Below are 18953 nucleotides of genomic sequence, written 5' to 3'. Positions count from 1 at the left end.
CGCTAGCGTGTTTTCAAGCTCACATCAACTTTGGCGATGTCGGCAATTTTGGCTTCCCAGTTGACCAGGATCTTTTCGACACGACCTTTGTTCAGCAGGACGGCGAAGGTGGTGGTGTCTTCTTCGGCCCAATAATGCTTGCGCGTGTAGCTGCACTGGATGAAGTCGCGATCGTACAGTTCGACCGGGACCAAAGCTCCGTCGGCCAGCGGGCGATGGTAGACGAACTTCTCGGCGTGCTCGATCTTGCACTCGTAGCCCATCTTTTTCAGCACGGCGACGGCGGTCTCTTGCGGCGTATCGCCGGGGATCTCTTCGCTGACGCGCTTCTGCACGATCGAGAGGTTCTCTTCGACCAACTCTTTGGCGAGCGATTTGCCAAAGATCAGCGGCGTCGTCGTACATCCGACCGCGGCGATCCAGCAGGCGATCGCCAGCAGCAAAGTAGTTCGCAACATATCGTCGACTCCCTCCACACAACGAGACCCTCTGCGCGGCCGCGGAGGGTTAGGGGGCGACTTATACTGGGCGCCGCTGGTTTTGTGCAAGGGATGTTACACGCTGCTAGCAGCGGCGGAATGACGAATGTCGAAACCAGAATGACGAATTCGGAGTTCCTTCGTTTCTCGTGCTTTCTTCGTCATTCTGATTTCGACATTCGTTATTGTGATGTTCTTCTTAGAACAGCTTCTTCTGCTCATTCCCATCCGCGATCGCCTGCAGAGTTTCTTGGAGAAACTCGGACAGATCCCCTTTTTCTAGCTCTTCGGTGGTGCGGAAGTGGATCTTTACGACGTCGCCATCCGGTTTGGCGTCGATGTCTGGTTCATGGCCGAGTCCAGAGATCCGTCCCAGCGCGACGGCGCCGCGGGGGACGCGGATCGATAGCCGGACATCCTCGGGGCGTTTGCTGGTGACGCTGGCCCACGATCCGCTAACTCCGGTCGCCATAACATTGACGATCATCTGATTGTTCCAGAGGATCTCGGCGTCATCGGCCGTATTCATCAGCAGCGCCAGCAGGTCTTCGAGCACGTTGGCTTCCCATTGGGGGTTTTTGCCTGGGGGAAAACCTTTGCGGGAGAGATGCCACTTTTCGCCCAGTTTTTTCCAGGGCATGTGATCTTCGATATTTTGATTGATCAGACTCAGGTATTTCTCGAACCCGGCGACCGCCTGCGAGAGGAACTCCCAAAATTCGGGGCGGTTTACTTCGTCAAACGTATGAGCGCGAATCTCGATCTCTTGGAACGGCCCGCGGAGGTTTTTCACTTTGACGCGAGGTTCGTTGCTGTAGATCGGCAGATCTTCGAGCTCGTTCAAAGTTGGCAGCGCTAAGCGGCTGGGGAGTTCCATCCGGTCAAACGTCCCTTTGTGGACGCGGAACTTCATTTTCAGCAACCAGGTCTCGCCGGTGATCGCATGGAAGAACCAGCCATCGCTCTTTTTCAACCCTGAGATTTCGACGATGCTGCGCGAGTTCCAATTGATGTCGCTAAACTCGCCCAACTCGATGATCCGATCGACCACGTCCGAGAGGATCTTGCCATCCCAGTTGCAAGCTTCGCCGCTGCGACCGACGCGATCTTTGGTGTGCCAGCGACGGCCATCCATCTCCCAAGGCATCTTGGTGGCGCGGCCGACATCGGCGATGTCCATGTCCCCTTCGCGTTCGTCTTCGGCTTTGGAAGGATCGAAGGAGCCTCGTTCTTCGTAAGGTCCTGAGGCCAAAAACGGCTTGAGCGCTTCGCCGGTGTGCGAGCGATACGGCTCTTCCCCGTTTTCAAAGGCGTTGCTGTAGTCGACCACATCCTCTGGCGTACCAGCAGTGACCAGACGACCCCCTTCGGCGCCTGCTTCCGGACCGATTTCGAGGATCCAGTCGGCCTGCTTCATCACGTCCAGATTGTGTTCGATCACAACCACCGTGTTGCCCAGATCAACCAGACGGTGGAAGACGTCCAGCAACTTGCGGAGATCTTCAAAATGCAGACCGGTGGTCGGTTCGTCCAGTAGATAGAGCGTCTTGCCGGTGTCCGGACGAGCCAGTTCGGCCGCTAGTTTGACGCGCTGGGCTTCACCGCCAGAGAGGGTTGGCGCCGGTTGGCCAAGGGTCACATAGTCGAGCCCGACATCACATAGCGTCTGCAAGATGCGGCGGATCTTGGGGATATTTTCAAACAGGGTGACTGCCTGACCGATTGGCATCTCGAGAACTTCGGCGATTGATTTGCCGTGATAGCGAACCGAGAGGGTTTCTTCGTTGTAACGATGGCCATCGCACGTTTCGCAAGTGACCCAGACGTCCGGCAGGAAGTGCATCTCGATACATTTTTGTCCCATCCCTTCGCAAGCGTCACAGCGTCCCCCTTCGACATTAAAGCTGAATCGCCGCGGCGTATAGCCGCGGAGTTTCGCTTCGGGCAGCTGCGAAAAGAGATCGCGGATGACGTCAAAGACGCCGGTATAGGTGGCGGCGTTCGAGCTGGGCGAGTTGCCGAGCGGCTGCTGATCGACCCGGATTACTTTGTTGATCGCTTCGATACCGCGGATCGCGTCATGGGCGCCCGGCGTGGTCGAAGCACGATGCAGCGTGCGGGCCAGCGAGTTGTAAATCACTTCCTGCATTAAGCTGCTTTTGCCGCTGCCGCTGGGGCCGGCGATCGCGATCAGTGCGCCAAGCGGCAAGCGGACGTTGATGTTGCGCAGGTTATTGTGCCGTGCGCCAACCACTTCTAGCCAATCACCGCTGGGAGAGGAATAGTGGAACGGCTCGCCCTTGGCGGCCAAACCGCGAATCGACGGCATGCGACGATTCGACGGTACAAAGATCGCTTTCTTGCCGCTGATGTAAGGACCGGTGACCGAGTCTTTGTTTTTGCCAACTTGCTTGGGCGTTCCCCCGGCGACGATTGTGCCGCCGTTGACACCGGCCTGAGGTCCAAAGTCAAGCAGCTTGTCGCTTCCTTCGATCACTTCGTGATCATGCTCGACCACGATTAGCGTGTTGCCCAGATCACGCAGGCGATGCAGCGCGGCGAGCAGGCGGCGGTTGTCGCGAGGATGAAGACCGATGGTCGGTTCATCCAAGACGTAAAGAACGCCGCAAAGTCCGCTACCGAGCTGACTGGCCAAGCGAATGCGTTGCGCTTCACCGGCTGAAAGGGTTGGGGCGGTGCGGCGGAGTGTGAGATATTCGAGTCCGACGTCGCATAGGAACTGCACCCGGTTTTCGAGTTCACGGACGATCTCGCCGGCGATCTTCAGTTCTCGCTTTTTCAGCTTCCAATTTTTGATGAACTCAAGCAGCAGCCCCATCGGCATGCTGCAAATATCCAGCACCGTTTGATCACGGAAGCGAACGGCGGACGAATCGTCACGCAACCGGCTGCCGCAACAGGTCGTGCATTCGACTTCGGCGACCAGGCTTTCTAGCTGCATGCGAAAGGCTTGCGACAATCGCGACGCTTCTTCTAGCGCCGGATACAACCCTTTGAACTGAAAGCGGAACATCGGCCGCTTCGCAGGATCTCCTTCGCCGTGTACGTCAAACCACTGATCGGCGGTGCCGTGCAGCAGCACGCGACGATGGCGACTGCTAAGCCGTTCAAACGGCGTATCGAGCGGAACTCCAGCGCCGGAAGACAACGCCTGAAGCATCAACAGCGAGATCTCGTGCTGGACGCCGGGCCACAGTTTTAGCGCGCCTTCACGCAGCGTCAGTTTCGGATCGCTCAACAGCGCCGTGGGATCGGCGCCGGTTTGCGTACCGAGACCTTCGCAGTCAGGACACCAACCCAGCTGGCTGTTGAACGAAAAGTTATGGGGTGAAAGTTGATCGAAACTGCGATCGCAATTGCCGCACGACAGCTTTTGACTGTGACGCTTGACGCGCCAGCGATGCTCGGGCATTTTTTCGTCGACGTAAGCGACATGCAGGAACCCGGCGCCGAGGCTGAGCCCGTTCTCGACGCTGTCAGCGATGCGCGTGCGAGATTCTTCTTTGACCGAAATTCGGTCGACGATCACTTCAACATCGTGATGCCGACGACGATCGACTTTGGGCGGCTTGTCGAGCGTATGAACGACGCCGTCGACGCGGATCCGCTGATAGCCGGTCGTCTTAAGGTCTTCCCACAGTTCGGCGTATTGCTGACCAACATCCAGCGTGATCGGCGCCATCAGAAACAGTTTGGTCTCGGCTGGCTCGGTCAAGATCTTGTCGGTGATCATCGACGAGGTTTGCGTGCTGATCGGGATTTCGCAGTCAGGGCAGTACGGCGTGCCGAGTCGCGGCATCATCACCCGCAGGTAGTCGTAGATCTCGGTGACGGTGCCGACGGTTGACCGTGGCGAGTTACCGAGGTTCTTTTGTTCGATCGCGATCGCTGGCGACAGACCTTCGATATGGTCGACGCGCGGCTTTTGCATTTGGCCAACAAATTGTCGCGCGTAAGCGCTCAGGCTTTCGACATAGCGGCGCTGCCCTTCGGCATAAATCGTGTCCATCGCCAACGAGCTTTTGCCGCTGCCGCTGGGTCCGCAGAAGACAGTCATCTTCTCGCGGTCGATTTGGGCATCGACATTTTTCAGGTTGTGCATGTTGGCGCCGCGGATGTCGATCACCTTGGCCGCTTTTTGATCACGTTTGTTTTGGGCCGCTTTGGCGGCACGCTTGATCTCGGTGACGGCGCGACTTTGCTTGCCGGCTAAGACCGCTTTTAACGCTTGGCCCGTGTGTGACTCTGCGACCTGAGCGACTGTTTCTGGCGTGCCGCAAGCGACCACATGACCGCCGGTCAGACCCCCTTCGGGCCCCATGTCGATCAACCAGTCGGCCGTCTTGATCACGTCCAGATTGTGTTCGACCACCAGCACAGTGTTCCCTTGCTCAGCGAACGCATGCAGCACCTTCAGCAGCATTTTGACGTCGGCAAAGTGAAGACCGGTCGTCGGTTCGTCGAGCAGATATAAAGTGCGGCCGGTGCTGCGCTTGACCAGTTCTTTGGCCAGCTTGATACGCTGCGCTTCGCCGCCAGAGAGGGTGGGCGAAGGTTGTCCCAGTTTGATGTAGTCGAGACCTACGTCGTGCAGCGTTTGCAACTTGTGGGCGATCACCGGAACGTTCTCGAACAGCGTCAGCCCTTCTTGAACGTCCATTTCGAGCACGTCAGAAATCGATTTCTCTTTGAAGCGAACTTCCAGCGTTTCGCGATTGAAGCGATGCCCTTCGCAGACGGGACAGGTGACCCAGATGTCGGCTAGAAAGTCCATCTCCAGCTTGTTGGCCCCGTTCCCTTCGCATGCCGAACAGCGTCCGCCGTCCACGTTAAAGCTGAAGCGGCCCGGCTTATAGCCACGGCGCCGCGACTCTGGCAGTTGCGCAAACAGGTTGCGGATATCGTCGAAGACTTTGATGTAGGTCGCTGGATTGCTGCGCGGCGTGCGCCCGATCGGAGATTGGTCGATCGCGATCATCTTGTCGAGATGCTCGAGCCCGTCGATGCGCTCATGAGCGCCAGGTTCGCCGAGCCCGTGATTGAGATCGCGACGCAGCGCTTCGACCAGGATATCGTTGACGACGCTGCTTTTGCCGCTGCCGCTGACGCCGGTGACGCAGACAAAGACGCCGAGCGGGATCTCGACGTTGACGTTCTTCAGATTGTTTTCGGCGGCGCCGACAATCGTCAGTTTTTTCTCGCTGATCTGCCGCCGCTGCTCAGGGACATCGATCTTTGTAGTACCGGCCAAATACTGGCCGGTGATGCTGTCTGGGTTAGCGGCGATCTCTTCGGCCAGCCCTTGGGCGACGATAAAACCGCCGCGGACGCCGGCGCCGGGACCAAAGTCGATCACGTGGTCGGCGACACGCATGGTATCTTCGTCATGCTCCACCACAAGCACGGTGTTGCCCAGATCGCGCAGGTCGTTGAGGGTCGCCAGCAAGCGATCGTTGTCGCGCGGATGCAAACCAATCGACGGTTCATCCAGGATGTAAGTGACGCCGACCAGTCCGCAACCAATTTGCCCAGCCAAGCGAATCCGCTGCGACTCGCCGCCAGAGAGCGTCGGCGCGGTGCGGCTAAGGGTGAGATACTCAAGGCCAACGTTCTCGAGAAAGCCGAGTCGTCCGCGGACTTCTTTGATCGCTTCGGCGCCGATCTTTTGCGACATCGCGTCTAGATCAAGATGCGCGAAGAACTCGGTCGCGTCTTGAATCGCAAGTTCCGACACTTCCGGCAGCGAAAGGACCGGTTTGTCATGGAAGGCCAGGCTGGTCGTCCCCAATTTGACGAACCGGGCTTGCGGGTTGAGCCGCTGACCACCGCAATCGGGGCAGCTGACCGTCGACATATACTTTTCGAGCTGGCGAAGCTGCGGCTTGGAGTTGCTGTTGCGGTACTTCTCTAGCAGCTCTGGTACGATGCCGTCGTAGGTTCCGCCGTACTTTTGCGGCGTCGAACCGGCGCGCCAGGTGAACGTGATATGTTGCTCGCCGGCGCCGTGTAGCAAAATTTGCTGGACTCTCTCGTCCATGTCGCGCCACGGAGTATCAAGAAAGGCGCCTGCGTCAAGATTGAGCTTGCGCTCCATCGTCTCGGCGACCCCTTTGTAGATATGGCGTTTCCAGCGACCAAGATCGGTCCATTTCCCCAGGATCTCAAGCGCTCCTTTTTTGAAAGTGAGCGTTACGTCCGGAACCAGCAGTTCTGGATCGAACGTGTAGATCTGTCCCAGCCCGTCACAGACAGGGCACATCCCTTGAGGACTGTTAAAGCTGAAGAGCTGCGGCGTAGGCGGATCGTACGAGACGCCGCAATCGACGCAGGCATAGTCGACCGAAAACATCATGTCGCCGGAGACTTCGGTTTTTTTCTGTTTCTTGCGAGCGCGGGGCTTTTTGGTGGTGGTCTCTGGTTCCTCGACCTCCCCTTCTTCCTCTTCTTCTTCGCGCGGAGCGACGATCAGGCTGCCGTCTCCCATTTTCATCGCCAGCTCGACTGCTTCGGCTAGGCGACCGCGGACGCTGGGTTTAATCGTCAGCCGATCGACCACCAATTCGACGTTGTGTCGCAATTGCCGGTCGAGCATCAGGTCGTCCGTCAAATTGGTGACGCGGCCGTCGACACGCGCTCGGACGAAGCCCTGCTTGAGCAGGTCGATAAATAGATCTTTGTGCTCCCCTTTTTGACCGCGAATCAGCGGAGCAAGGATGATAATCTGCGAGTCCTCCTCCATCGCGAGGATGTGCTCGAGAATCTGTTCGCGGGTTTGGGCAGTCAGTTGCTTGCCGCATTGGGCGCAATGTCCTTTGCCGATACGAGCAAACAAGATGCGGAGAAAGTCGTTGATCTCGGTGATTGTGCCGACGGTACTGCGCGGATTATTGCCAGTCGTCTTTTGCGAGATGGAAATCGACGGAGTCAGCCCGCCGATGTAGTCGACCTCGGGCTTGGGCATTTGGCCCATGAATTGCCGAGCATAACTTGAGAGGCTTTCGACATATCGGCGCTGACCTTCAGCGTAGACGGTATCAAACGCCAGCGAACTTTTGCCGCTGCCGCTGACGCCGGTCAGGCAGATCAGTTTGTTGCGGGGAAGCACGAGAGAGACGTCGCGCAGGTTGTGCTCGCGCGCGCCTTTGATCTCGATATCAGTTACCGGCATAAGGGCCCATCCATGCGTCGATTCGGGCGAAAGTCAGCGAAACTCTCTATTCTAGGGGACGTCTGTATAGTGACAACGGGTCGAACCGGGGATCCTCCGGCATCCTGGCAATTGCACCGCTCTATCTGGGGCAAGGAATCTAAACGGAGTTCGAGCGCAAAACGATGCCGAGAGCACGATACAAGTTAATCGTGAAAGCAGTCGAGAGAGCACCGTTTAAGACGATGCTGCGATCGATCAGAGAATTTGCCCGACCAGAATGACCCAAAACCGCTGTGGGCTTACAGGATTACGGAATAGTTTTCGGAGCATAACGTTTTTCGCTTGAAAAAGAAAAACTATTCTGCTTTATTGACTAATTGTCAGCTAACTCTGGTTTGGCCTCCCTATGAAGTTCTGTTAGGGCCGATTATCTCTCATACGTCTTCTCTCGATCCTTATCTACAGGTTCAGCTATGAAAACAAGCAGGCCCGGTTTTACCCTTGTCGAACTGTTGGTGGTCATTGCGATCATCGGCGTGCTGATCGCGTTGTTATTGCCGGCGGTGCAGCAAGCACGCGAAGCGGCTCGGCGCGGTCAATGCACCAACAACTTCAAACAACTGGGATTGGCGATGCACAATCGCCATGACACGTTCAAGACGCTGCCGGTTGGCGCTAGCAACACGCCGAGGCATACCTGGGTGGTCGAAATTTGGGCGTTCATCGAGCAAAGCGCCTTGGCAGATCAATATGAGCCGACGCAGCCGTTTTATACCAACGGCACGGCGCCCTTGCACAATCACATTACCCAAAATGCGACGACTGGGCTTTGTACGCAACCGTTGCCCGCCTACTTCTGCCCGAGCGAAAAAGGGCAGCTCTACTGGAAAGGGGACGCCTATTGGCGATCACGCGGCAACTATGTGGTGAACTTTGGAAATACCGGCGGTGTTGACGAAGTCGCCCGGTCGGCCCCGTTCGCACGCAATGTGAAACCGCGCGACTTTACAAATTTCACTGATGGATTGTCAAACACGGTGATGATGTCAGAGATCATCATGGCGCTAGAAGACAATTGGGATTCGCGCGGCGATATTTTTAATGATGACGGTCCCGGTTGCTCGTTCATGACTAATAACACGCCCAATAGCGGCGTCGATGCACCACAATTTTGCACCAACACTGCTCCCAATCCACCCTGCACCACGGGTGCATCCCCCACCTATCACATGGCGGCTCGCAGCCAACATCCTGGCGGGGTCAACGTGTTATTGGGTGACGGTGCGGTGAAGTTTGTCGGCGAGACGGTCTCTCTTAACGTCTGGCACGCGGTTGGTTCGACCGCCGGAAATGAAACGCTGCAATTGCCGTAGCAGCTTTTGATCGTATTGGCTTAGCTGTGCGGATTTAAGAGTTAACTTCCAGGAGCGACCATCACCTATGCAGCGATCAATCAACTTTTATAGCAGCTGCGTGGCGCTGCTGCTAAGCGTCGCCTGTCTGACAGGCTGCGGCGGCGAAAACAACATGGCGACGGTCGAAGGCAACGTTACCTTGGATGGCGCCCCGCTAGAAAACGGCGCCATCTCGTTTGTCCCAGCGGATGGAGAAACGGCGTCAGCCGGAGTCCGAATTGAGAACGGCGCTTACAAAGCGACCGTTCCGATCGGCGCCAAGCGAATCGAAATCACCGCGACCAAAGTGATTGGCCAGCGAGCCGCCTACGCCGGCCAGGCCGATAGCCCGCAAATGGACATCACCAAATCGATCGTGCCAGATCGTTATAACACCTATTCCGAATTAACGCTTGAAGTTAAAGCGGGCGTCAATGAAGGGAGCTTCGCTTTAAAGTCAAAGTAGGCCTAGCTTATTGCGTCGCCTACTGCGGCCAAGTGCCGTTGATAATCGGCTTGGTTTGCAACTTGGTTGGATCCACCGTGACGTGGCGAATCTTCTTTCGCTGCCAGGTATAGGTAATGTGAACCAAGCCATCCGGCGTTTGAATCACCGCCGGATACGAGAACTCGCCGGCGCTCTTCTCCAGCAAAATCGCCGCATCCCAGGCTTCGCCATCCTGACTGACCGCTACGTTCAGCATGGCTCGCCCGGCCGGTGATGTTCCGGTGCGATGGGTGTGGTTATAGACCAACAAGGCGCGGTCATCGTCCAGCATCACAGCGTCCGTTCCTGAATTTGGATTGGGCAAGCCGGACGATACCAGCGGTGTCCAGTGGATCCCTTGGTCGTCGCTCCAGGTCGACCAAATGTTGCCGTTACCGTTGCGGTCACGAGCTAAAATCTGCCAGCGTCCGTTGGGATAGACCAACACGCTTGGCTGAATAGCGCCAATTTTGGTTCCGTCATTGAGTGGGCCAACGCGCGTCCAGGTTTTCCCTCGGTCCTTGGTCATTTCTAAGTGCAAACGCCAACCATCGTGTTCACTGCTCGACGGGCAGACCAATTGATCTCGATGCACGATTGGTTTGTTTTTGACCGGACCATCGATTCCTTCCGGCAGTCGCTTGGATTCACTCCAGGTTGCGCCGCCATCGTTGGAAGTCATCAGCATTCCCCACCAACTGCTGGGAGTTGGTCCGCATTTGTAAAACAACATCAGCGGGCCATCGGCCGCTTGGTGCAGTACCGGGTTCCAGCAAGGATGACGATGCTCTTCGCCGGCAGGCGAAACATATTGCACCCCGTTGGCCACTTCGACCGGCGTGATCCAGTTACCGTCGACCTGACGATTGAAATAGATGCCAACATCCTTGGCCCCTTCACGCGTGCCGCCAAACCAAGCGGCGACAAGTCCCTGCGGCGTGAGGGCAATGGTCGAAGCATGACAACTGTCATGCGGGGCGCCTTCGGTGAGATACTCCACCGAAACAACTCCCGGCTGCGACGTTAGCGCGTCTATCTCATCCGTTTTATCCGATTCTGCCTGGGCGATCGAAGCGGCAAACAGCAGCAAGAGCGGCAATCCGTAGCGTGTCATGAGTTGGTTCCGGGGAGAGTTCACAAGGCGAAGAGTGGGGGTGAATCAGCGAGTTTAACCTGTCGCGACAACCGCTGCGAACCTTTTTGCTAGCGATCCCGTAGTGAAGTTTCTACAAACGATTTGCAAAAAGTAGGTCCGCAGCCCTGGACGAGCGCTGCGAACTCAACTTCAATAAACGGTTTCCCGGTGCGGTTCGCGGCGTTCTCGACGAGCGTCTGTCCGACCCCCTTCCCTAGCTCTAACGTTAGACAGACAAGCAACATGCTGCTGCTGGAAAACGTCAAAAAATCGTACATTGAGCCAAACGGCCATCCGCTGCCGATCCTGGATATCCCCCGGTTTGAGCTATCTGACGGCGAGCAGATGATCCTCGTGGGACGTAGTGGGTGCGGAAAAACGACCCTGCTGCATGTCATTTCTGGGATCAGCCATGCGGACTCGGGCAGCGTGCAGATTGACGGCATCGATCTCCGTCGACTGTCAGAACAAGGACGCGATCGACTGCGAGCCGAGAAGATCGGCTACGTCTTTCAAACCTTCAATTTACTCCCCGCGTTCACCGCTCTAGAAAACGTCTTGCTGGGGATGTCTTTCTCGGGACGTGGAAGCGATCGTGGTCGCGCTACCATGCTGCTGGATCGGGTGGGGCTGTCCGCGCGAATGAATCACAAGCCGAAAGCAATGTCAGTGGGCGAGCAACAGCGCGTCGCCGTGGCAAGATCGTTGGCCAATCGGCCAAGCCTGCTTTTGGCGGACGAACCGACCGCAAACGTCGATCCGGCGAATCAGCAATCGATCATTGATTTGATTCGTGAAACCTGCAACGAAGAGAAGATCGCGCTGATGATGGTGACGCACTCGATGGAAGTGGCCGGACAGTTCGACCGCGTCGAACGTTTGGACGAGATTAATCAACTAAACAAGGTGACCTCATGACACGCTGGGCGATCGCATGGCGCAGCGTCACTCAACGGGCGCTCGCATCTAGTTTGACAGCTTTGTCGATGGCGATGGGGGTCGCGCTGGTGACCGCCGTGTTGCTGACGTACGGCATGGTTTCGGATTCGTTCATGGGAAATTCAAACCTGGGATATGGTTTGATCGCCGGCGCCAAAGGGGGCAAGCTGCAGCTGGTTCTCAATACGACCTATTACCTAAGCGAGCCGGTCGAGAACATTCCCTATACGTTCTATCAGCAGTTTCTGACCGCTGATCAGCAAAAAAAAGAACTGTCGCTGATGCCTGAGAGTACGCTCAGCGAACTGACCGATGGCAAGTATGCGGCCAACACTAACTTTGCGATTCCGGTCTGCTTGGGCGATTACTACAAGCGATTTCGCGTGATCGGGACGTTGCCCAAGTTCTTTGAGCTGTTTCGCGATCAATATGATCCGGCCGAGCCCCGTTATCACTTCGCTCAGGGGCGCAACTTCAAAACCTGGGACGAGGAACATGGCTACTACGAAGCAGTCGTCGGCTCGATCGTCGCTCGCGAAACCGGTTTGAAGCTAGGAGACAAGATTGCCGCCGCCCATGGTTCGGACGAAGGGCACGCACACGACGAATCGCCATTTATTGTGGTCGGTATCCTCGAGCCGTCAGGCACGCCAAACGATCGGGGGGTCTTCATCAACATGGAAGGCTTCTATTTGATGGAGGGGCACGCCAAGCCGGTCGACGACGAGGCTCCGGACACTTCGCCGGAGACCAAAAAAGAGGCTTCGCTGCGCCGTTTGCCGCTGCCAATTGACCAGCGTGAAGTAACTGCGGTGCTGATTCGGACCAATGACCCATTTTCACCAATTTTCATCCGCAATGCCGTCAACGAAGGAAATGTCGCCCAAGTGGTGCTGCCGGTTTTGGAAATTACCAATCTGTTTGAGATGATCGTTTCGCCGATCCAGACGCTGTTGCTGGTGATCACCGTGATGATCTGCATCGTTTCCGGAATCTCAATCCTGGTAAGCATTTACAACTCGATGAACGACCGCAAACATGAAATTGCGGTGATGCGTGCACTGGGCGCAAGTCGCGGCACCGTGATGAGTGTTGTGCTGCTAGAATCGGTTATTCTGTCGGTTGGCGGCGGGCTGATTGGCTGGACCGCCGGACATGCGATGATGGCGTCGGCCAGCCCGATGATTGAAGCCAAAACCGGGGTCTCGATCGGCTTTTTCGACTTGGCCCCCCTACCGGTGTCGCTTGAAGCGTCGATCGGACCCGCAATAATTAACTCGTTGCCCACCATACTGCGGGGACTGCTCAGTCTTGAGCTGCTGATCATTCCCGGGCTGATACTTTTGGCGGTGCTAGTTGGTTTCTTACCGGCGTATACTGCTTATAAGACCGATGTGGCCGAGTCGCTCGGCGACTGATCCATCCTCCCCCCCTCCCCTCTGCTTGTGAGAAGTCGATGCGCTCTGTTCTGACCTGGCTGTTGATCGTGACGGTGTTGGCGGCCGCTCCGCTGTCGTCAGCGCTGGCCTGCCCGTTTTGCGCAGCCGTATCGCAAACGTTTTCGGAAGAAATCGAGACGATGGACGTGGCGCTGATCGCCAAGTTGGAGAAGGTCCCGGCGACGACTCCCGACCCCAGCGTCGGCGGCGTCAAAGCCAACTTCCTAATCACGCAAGTTATCAAAGGGAAAGAGCTGCTAGGCGACGCCAAAAGTGTCGAGACCCTTTATTACGGCGAAGGTCGCGAGGGACGCAAGTTTTTGATTCTCGGCTCGGACCCGACCAATCTGATGTGGTCAACGCCGACGCTGCTTGAGGATTCCACCGTCGATTACATCCTCGGCTCGCTCCAACAGCCCAAAGATGATTACCACCGCTTGATCTACTTCCAGAAGTTTCTCGAAGGGAAAGACGACATGGCGGCCCGCGACGCCTATGACGAATTCGCCAAAGCGCCGTACGATTGGTTGCACTCGATGAAGTCTGACATGAATCGTGATCAACTGATCGAATGGCTCAAGAATGACGATCTGCAAGCGAATCATCGCCGGCTTTACTTCACCATGCTGGGAGTCTGCGGCAGCAAGGCCGATCTGCCGTTTTTAGAAACAATGCTCAAGAGCGACGACCGCAAGCAGAAAGCGGGTCTAGACGCGCTGATTGGTTGCTATCTGACTCTCGGCGGCGCAGACGGCATGCCGCTGATCGAAAAACTGTTTCTGGAAGACAAAGAAGCGGAGTACGCCGACACCTACGCCGCAATTATGGCGATTCGCTTTCATGGAACCGAGACCGACATCATCCCGCGTGAGCGATTGCTGCAAGGGTTGCACCTGATGCTTGATCGCCCATCGCTGGCCGACCTGGTGATTGTCGATCTGGCCCGCTGGGAAGATTGGTCGGTGATTGATCGCCTGTCCAAGCTGTTTGTCGAAGCGAATGACGATTCGAGCTGGGTCCGTGTCCCGGTGATCCGTTACTTGATGGCCTGTCCGAAACCAGAAGCCAAAGCAGCTCTGGCCGAGTTAGAGAAAGTGGATCCCGAAGCGATGAAGCGGGCCCAAACCTTCTTCCCGTTCCGCAACTCCGGCGTCACTCCCTCACGCGAAGCTGAAGAGGCGCTCGCCATGGCGGACGTCAAAGTGGGCGTGCAGTTGGTGACAGCCGAGACCAACGAAGGGCTGACCGCCGATAGCCTAGCGGCCGAAAACAACACGGAAGACAAGCAGGCCGAAATGGCTGGCGAACAAGCAGAGTCGCAAGACGAAGTCAAAGCAGAAACCGCCAAACCGGTCCTTGCGACCGATGAGCCCAAAGCGGCGGCAACCGAATCTCCGGCGACTGGCCCCTCAGCCGAAGCCACCGCGGCCACTGCCGCCGAACATTTTGCGACCCGCGGCGATCGCATGCTGGCCGATGCAATTCAGAACCCGCAAGCAGTCGAGGTTCCGACGGCCAATCGACTGGTCTTAGTTGCGACGCCGTTGGTCGTGGGGCTGTTATTGGCCTTGGGGATGTGGCTGATTTTGCGAAGTCCCTATCAAGCCCCCAGCGCCTAACTCCCTTGGTAGCGAATCGTCAGCGAAGGCGATTGTTGGATGGAAGCACGATGCGAAAACCCTTGAACTGATTTTGAACAACTCATGACTGCGACCTTAGATTCACCCCCAGCTCACACTCCGGATGGCCAGCCTGACTACGATCGCTATCGTTCGTTAAGCGGATTAGCCGTCGGTGCGCTGATCGTGGGAGTATTGAGCTTGTTGTCGATCTCTGCAATCTCGCTGTTGCCGCTAGCGGTGATCGGCGTCGGCTTCGGCTTGTTCACCATTCGGACCGTCGACCGCAATCGGGATCTTGTTACTGGACGCAACGTCGCCATCACGGGGACGGTCCTCAGCGCACTGGCGCTGGTGCTAAGTCCAAGTCGTTATTACTACGAAGAGTACATCAACATCCCGAAGGGCTACGAGGTCATGGCCTTCGGCTCGCTGCAACCCGATCTCGGCAGCACCTCGGTCGTACCTGACAAAGCCTGGAAGTACGACGGTAAGCGAGTCTTGATCAACGGCTATGTGTACCCGCATGATCAAAAAGAAGATTTAAACCGGTTTGTGTTGGTGCCTGACTTTGACACCTGCTGTTTTGGCGGCCAGCCCAAACTGACCGACATGATCGAGGTCCGTTTGCGCGAACCGCTGCGAGTCGATTGGTCGTACAATCGCCGCAAGATTGGGGGTACGCTGACGATCAATAAAAGCTTACACCAGATGAAAGACCTGACCGGCGTCTACTATGAAATTGACGCCGATTACGTCAAGTGAACTTTGACGTCAATTACGTGAAGTAACCGCGCTTCACCACTGCCGCGACTCCTTCCCCCCAAGCACGCCTATGTGGTTCCGCTGTTCGACCGTCGCGATTCTTTTGTTTTGCTCCGCCTGTACGCCGGCGACGTCGGAGGGGACTCCCTACGCTTCGAACATGACCGGATTTGACAGCAGTTTTTCGCCCGATAATGACGCGGCCGATAAAATGGCGCCCGCAGAGATCGTCGTAACAACCCCAGCGAATGAGCCAGAGACCGCAGCTCCTCCGGTCGATGCAAAATCGCCAGAGGCCGACGAAGTGGTATCGCCCGAGATGGATGGCGCAATCCCGCCAAATACCAGCGAGACGATCGCGCCAAAGACGGAGGAAGCGATGCCGGCCATCCCCGCAGTCGAGAGCACAACTCCCCCGTCAACCGACGCAACCGCAACCGCCGCGCAACGCCCCCCCAAGAAAGCGTTGGCGCCTGACAAGACCTTGCCGCGCAAGCCAGGCGTGCAAGATTTGACATTTGACGATATTGCTTTTGAGATGGAAAAGGGAGCTCCTTTTACCCGCTCGCTGCTGCCGCCGAAGATCGAAGAGCTGAGCAATCAGAAGGTGCGAATTCGCGGCTATATCCTGCCCAGTTTTGAATCGCGCGGCATCAAGCAGTTTGTGCTGGTCCGCGACAACATGGAATGCTGCTTCGGTCCCGGCGCCGCGCTCTACGATTGCATCTTGGTCGAAATGAAGGGTGCAGGCGTCGACTTCACCGTTCGCCCTGTGACGGTCGAAGGGATCTTTGAGGTGAAAGAATACCTAGGCGGCGACGGCAAACATCTGGCCATCTATCGCATGGACGGAGAGTCAGCCAGATAGGGGCCTGCCGAAGCGACACGCAAACTAAACAGAGCGGCACGACCTGCCCTACTTTGAAACGACCGCATGTTTGTCGCTGACTCGATCACCTCTGCTGACCGTCGCCGTGCGATTTCGGCGGCGAGCGCCAATGCCGGGATCTGGGCTTTTGGCAACGGCGTGATCAGCACTTCGCTGGTCATCTATTTGGCGCAAGAGCTTGGCGCTAGCAGCACGTTGATCGCGTGGATCATCGCCGCGCCGCAACTTGCTGGCGTCTTGCGCTGGTTGGGACCGCGAATTCTCACGAGCTTCGGCGGTCATCGATTTCCTTGCTTGTTCTTCTATCTCACTTCGGTCGTGTTGTTGCTGTTGTTGCCAAGCGTCGCTTACTCGGACATGCTTGCCAGCAAATCGCTCCGGCTGGTGGCGTTGGTCGTCTGCTGGTGTCTCTATCACTTGTGTGAGTATCTCGGCACGATCTGTCTTTGGAGCTGGTTTGCGGTGCTGATTCCAGGGCGGTTCTACGGACGCTTCTCAGGGCGACGTGAGTTCTGGCTCAACATTGGGCGACTGATGGGGTTTGTCGTGGTCAGCACGCTCGATATCTGGTATCGCCAACAATTTGTCGGCTTCTCTCGTTTGCCGTTGCTGCTACTGCTGGCGACCGGCGGAGCGCTGTTGTTAGCCGCTGCGATTTTTCCTCTGCTCTCGATGATCGATGTGCCGTCCCGATTTGGCGCCATGCGACCGTTGAACTCTAGCGAAGCGCTGCTGACCAGTCGGCCGCTGCGGCGACTGTTGATCTATGGCGTCTGCTTCTCGGCGGCCAACGGCGTCTCCAGTGCGCTCGGTTGGAGCTACATTCACAAAGCGCTAGGCCTGTCGTTGGCTTTGGTGCTGGGAAGTCAAGCGCTGATGCGTCTGGGGCAACCGCTGCTCGCGCCTTGGTGCGGCCGGATTGTGGATCGGCTTGGCTGCCGTGGTCTGATGATCGTGTGTCAATTGACCGTAGCGCTGGCTCCGCTCCTTTACTTGGGGGGCGCCTGGGGTTATGTCGCTAGCTATGTGGCGCTGATCGCCTATGTCGGCACCAATGTCGCGCTGGCGGCGATCATGTTGCGAATCGCCGGCCCCAAGCAGGCTCCGGCCAACATTAGCGTTTATTTTGGCCTGACCGGAGTAGTCTACGCCGTTTCGGTCCTCGTTGACGGCACGCTCGCCGACTGGCTGGTTCCGGCAGCGGTTCGGGGAGAAGTCACCGCATATGTCCCTTATTTTGTTACCGCTTGGGGGTTGCGCTCGGCCGCGGCGATCCCGCTGTTGTTCTTGCTAGAACCGCCGATCGCGGCAGAGACTCGCGGTAATCCCTGATCCCTGATACGATCAGTCGGTTTGCTGCTGCCGCTGCCCCCCGTCGGAGAACCGGATGTCGCTGCCTGAATGGATCGGATATTGCACCAATGTTCATGCTGGCGCAAACCTGGCCGAGACCGAAGCGAACTTGGCCAAGCATGCGGTGCGCGTCCGAGAATTGATTTCTCCGCGCGATCCGATGGGCGTCGGTCTGTGGCTCTCAGCCGTGACTGCCAAGGAATTGCTGGATGCAGAACGCCTGGCGCGGTTTCGCGACTTTCTCGGTGACAATCAATTAATGCCGTACACGCTGAACGGATTTCCGTACGGCAATTTCCATCAAGCCATCGTCAAGCATGCGGTCTATGAACCGACTTGGATGGATCCATTGCGTCTGCAATACACGCTGGATCTGGCGATGGTGCTGGATCAATTATTACCTCCCGGCGAAGAAGGAAGCATCTCGACGTTGCCGATCGCGTGGGGCGATCCGCCGCTCAGCGAAGAAGCTTACGCCGCCGTCGTCGCTAACTTTGTCACGCTCTCCACCGAGCTGGCTCGACTTGAGCAAGAGACGGGTCGCTTGATCTATGTTTGCATCGAGCCGGAGCCTGGCTGTGCAATCGACACGACGGCCGACATGATCGCCTTTTTTCAAGATCGTTTGTTCCCCGCTGGCGACCCTGCCCAGTTGGCTCGCTATATCCGTGTCTGTCATGACGTTTGCCATGCGGCGGTGATGTTTGAAGACCAATCCTCGGTCTTGTCGCAGTATGCTGCCGCCGGAATCCGTGTTGGCAAAGTGCAGATTTCGTCAGCAATCGAGGTTGATTTTGATTTGCTGTCGGACGGAGATCGACAAGCGGCGGTGCTGCGTTTAGAGCAATTCGCCGAAGATCGCTATCTGCATCAAACCATGGTGCAGTCGCCCAGCGGAAAACGGAAATTTTACGAGGACCTCCCGAACCTATTGAATTCGCTTGACGGACCGCCAGCAGGGCTTTGGCGAATCCACTTTCACATGCCGATCTACCTCGACGCGTTTGGTTCGCTCCGGACGACTCAGGGACAGATCTTGGATTTGCTGCGCGAGCGCGAATTGCTGGCGCCGATCAAGCATTTTGAAGTCGAGACCTACGCTTGGACGGTGTTGCCGTCTGAATTGCGCCAGGAGGAACTCGCGGCCGGGATTGCGACCGAAATTGACTGGCTCAAGCAGCAATTGCGTTAACCATCGCTGATTGCAATTGGCTCTAGCCGCTATTAGGCTGTAAGCGAATCCACTCTTTTTGTGTCGGAGAATCGCCGTGCTCAAATCGCTC

Annotated in this window: 12 protein-coding genes; 9 read left to right on the top strand and 3 right to left on the bottom strand. The window is 56.9% G+C overall.

The window, feature by feature from the left end; all coding sequences use genetic code 11:
* Positions 1-2: 2 nt before the first annotated feature.
* Positions 3-458 (bottom strand): hypothetical protein, encoded by a 456-nt coding sequence (locus tag SH421x_RS27100; protein ID WP_488853158.1) that lies wholly within the window; start codon positions 456-458, stop codon positions 3-5.
* A gap of 220 nt (positions 459-678) precedes the next feature.
* Entirely contained in the window at positions 679-7668 is a 6990-nt protein-coding gene (gene uvrA / locus SH421x_RS27095; RefSeq protein WP_488853157.1) for an excinuclease ABC subunit UvrA, read from the bottom strand.
* A 455-nt stretch (positions 7669-8123) separates the two neighbouring features.
* Between uvrA and SH421x_RS27090 the strand changes: the two genes are divergently transcribed.
* A complete protein-coding gene (locus tag SH421x_RS27090; protein WP_488853156.1) occupies positions 8124-9023 on the top strand; it encodes a DUF1559 family PulG-like putative transporter in 900 nt (299 codons plus the stop codon).
* Positions 9024-9090: 67 nt separating this feature from the next.
* Positions 9091-9510: a hypothetical protein gene (locus tag SH421x_RS27085; RefSeq protein ID WP_488853155.1), complete on the top strand. Its 420-nt coding sequence runs from the start codon at positions 9091-9093 to the stop codon at positions 9508-9510.
* Between the two features lie 19 nt (positions 9511-9529).
* Here SH421x_RS27085 and SH421x_RS27080 read toward each other — a convergent pair whose 3' ends face one another.
* Positions 9530-10645: a sialidase family protein gene (locus SH421x_RS27080; protein ID WP_488853154.1), complete on the bottom strand. Its 1116-nt coding sequence runs from the start codon at positions 10643-10645 to the stop codon at positions 9530-9532.
* Positions 10646-10909: 264 nt separating this feature from the next.
* On the opposite strand from SH421x_RS27080, the gene SH421x_RS27075 reads away from it, so the two are divergent.
* The 7 genes from SH421x_RS27075 to eboE all read left to right on the top strand — a co-directional run bounded on the left by SH421x_RS27075 (position 10910) and on the right by eboE (position 18862).
* Complete coding sequence (locus SH421x_RS27075) at positions 10910-11584, top strand: ABC transporter ATP-binding protein (RefSeq protein ID WP_488853153.1); 675 nt, start codon at positions 10910-10912, stop codon at positions 11582-11584.
* Entirely contained in the window at positions 11581-13023 is a 1443-nt protein-coding gene (locus SH421x_RS27070) for an ABC transporter permease (RefSeq protein WP_488853151.1), read from the top strand. The genes SH421x_RS27075 and SH421x_RS27070 overlap by 4 nt, the downstream gene beginning before the upstream one ends.
* 38 nt (positions 13024-13061) lie before the next feature.
* Positions 13062-14663, top strand: a complete 1602-nt coding sequence (locus tag SH421x_RS27065; RefSeq protein WP_488853150.1) for a hypothetical protein — start codon at positions 13062-13064, stop codon at positions 14661-14663.
* Between the two features lie 84 nt (positions 14664-14747).
* Positions 14748-15428: a DUF3299 domain-containing protein gene (locus tag SH421x_RS27060; protein WP_488853149.1), complete on the top strand. Its 681-nt coding sequence runs from the start codon at positions 14748-14750 to the stop codon at positions 15426-15428.
* A gap of 70 nt (positions 15429-15498) precedes the next feature.
* Positions 15499-16296 carry a DUF3299 domain-containing protein gene (locus SH421x_RS27055; protein ID WP_488853148.1) on the top strand — a complete coding sequence of 266 codons (798 nt, stop codon included), beginning with the start codon at positions 15499-15501 and terminating at the stop codon, positions 16294-16296.
* A gap of 66 nt (positions 16297-16362) precedes the next feature.
* The gene (locus SH421x_RS27050; protein ID WP_488853147.1) at positions 16363-17649 is read left to right on the top strand and encodes an MFS transporter; all 1287 of its coding nucleotides are present in this window, start codon (positions 16363-16365) and stop codon (positions 17647-17649) included.
* 55 nt (positions 17650-17704) lie between these two features.
* Positions 17705-18862, top strand: coding sequence for a metabolite traffic protein EboE (eboE, locus tag SH421x_RS27045; protein ID WP_488853146.1), 1158 nt, complete (start codon positions 17705-17707; stop codon positions 18860-18862).
* Positions 18863-18953: the final 91 nt, after the last annotated feature.

Source organism: Blastopirellula sp. SH421 (assembly GCF_057808535.1).
Note: the sequence above shows the minus strand (reverse complement) of the source record. Positions and strands in the feature narration are given on the sequence as shown.

Bases quoted from the DNA above. Each gene is read 5' to 3' on its own strand.
- SH421x_RS27060 (WP_488853149.1), top strand. From the start codon at position 14,748: ATGACTGCGACCTTAGATTCACCCCCAGCTCACACTCCGGATGGCCAG.
- SH421x_RS27085 (WP_488853155.1), top strand. From the start codon at position 9,091: ATGCAGCGATCAATCAACTTTTATAGCAGCTGCGTGGCGCTGCTGCTA.
- SH421x_RS27080 (WP_488853154.1), bottom strand. From the start codon at position 10,645: ATGACACGCTACGGATTGCCGCTCTTGCTGCTGTTTGCCGCTTCGATC.
- uvrA (WP_488853157.1), bottom strand. From the start codon at position 7,668: ATGCCGGTAACTGATATCGAGATCAAAGGCGCGCGCGAGCACAACCTG.
- SH421x_RS27100 (WP_488853158.1), bottom strand. From the start codon at position 458: ATGTTGCGAACTACTTTGCTGCTGGCGATCGCCTGCTGGATCGCCGCG.
- SH421x_RS27050 (WP_488853147.1), top strand. From the start codon at position 16,363: ATGTTTGTCGCTGACTCGATCACCTCTGCTGACCGTCGCCGTGCGATT.
- SH421x_RS27090 (WP_488853156.1), top strand. From the start codon at position 8,124: ATGAAAACAAGCAGGCCCGGTTTTACCCTTGTCGAACTGTTGGTGGTC.
- SH421x_RS27070 (WP_488853151.1), top strand. From the start codon at position 11,581: ATGACACGCTGGGCGATCGCATGGCGCAGCGTCACTCAACGGGCGCTC.
- SH421x_RS27065 (WP_488853150.1), top strand. From the start codon at position 13,062: ATGCGCTCTGTTCTGACCTGGCTGTTGATCGTGACGGTGTTGGCGGCC.
- SH421x_RS27075 (WP_488853153.1), top strand. From the start codon at position 10,910: ATGCTGCTGCTGGAAAACGTCAAAAAATCGTACATTGAGCCAAACGGC.
- SH421x_RS27055 (WP_488853148.1), top strand. From the start codon at position 15,499: ATGTGGTTCCGCTGTTCGACCGTCGCGATTCTTTTGTTTTGCTCCGCC.
- eboE (WP_488853146.1), top strand. From the start codon at position 17,705: ATGTCGCTGCCTGAATGGATCGGATATTGCACCAATGTTCATGCTGGC.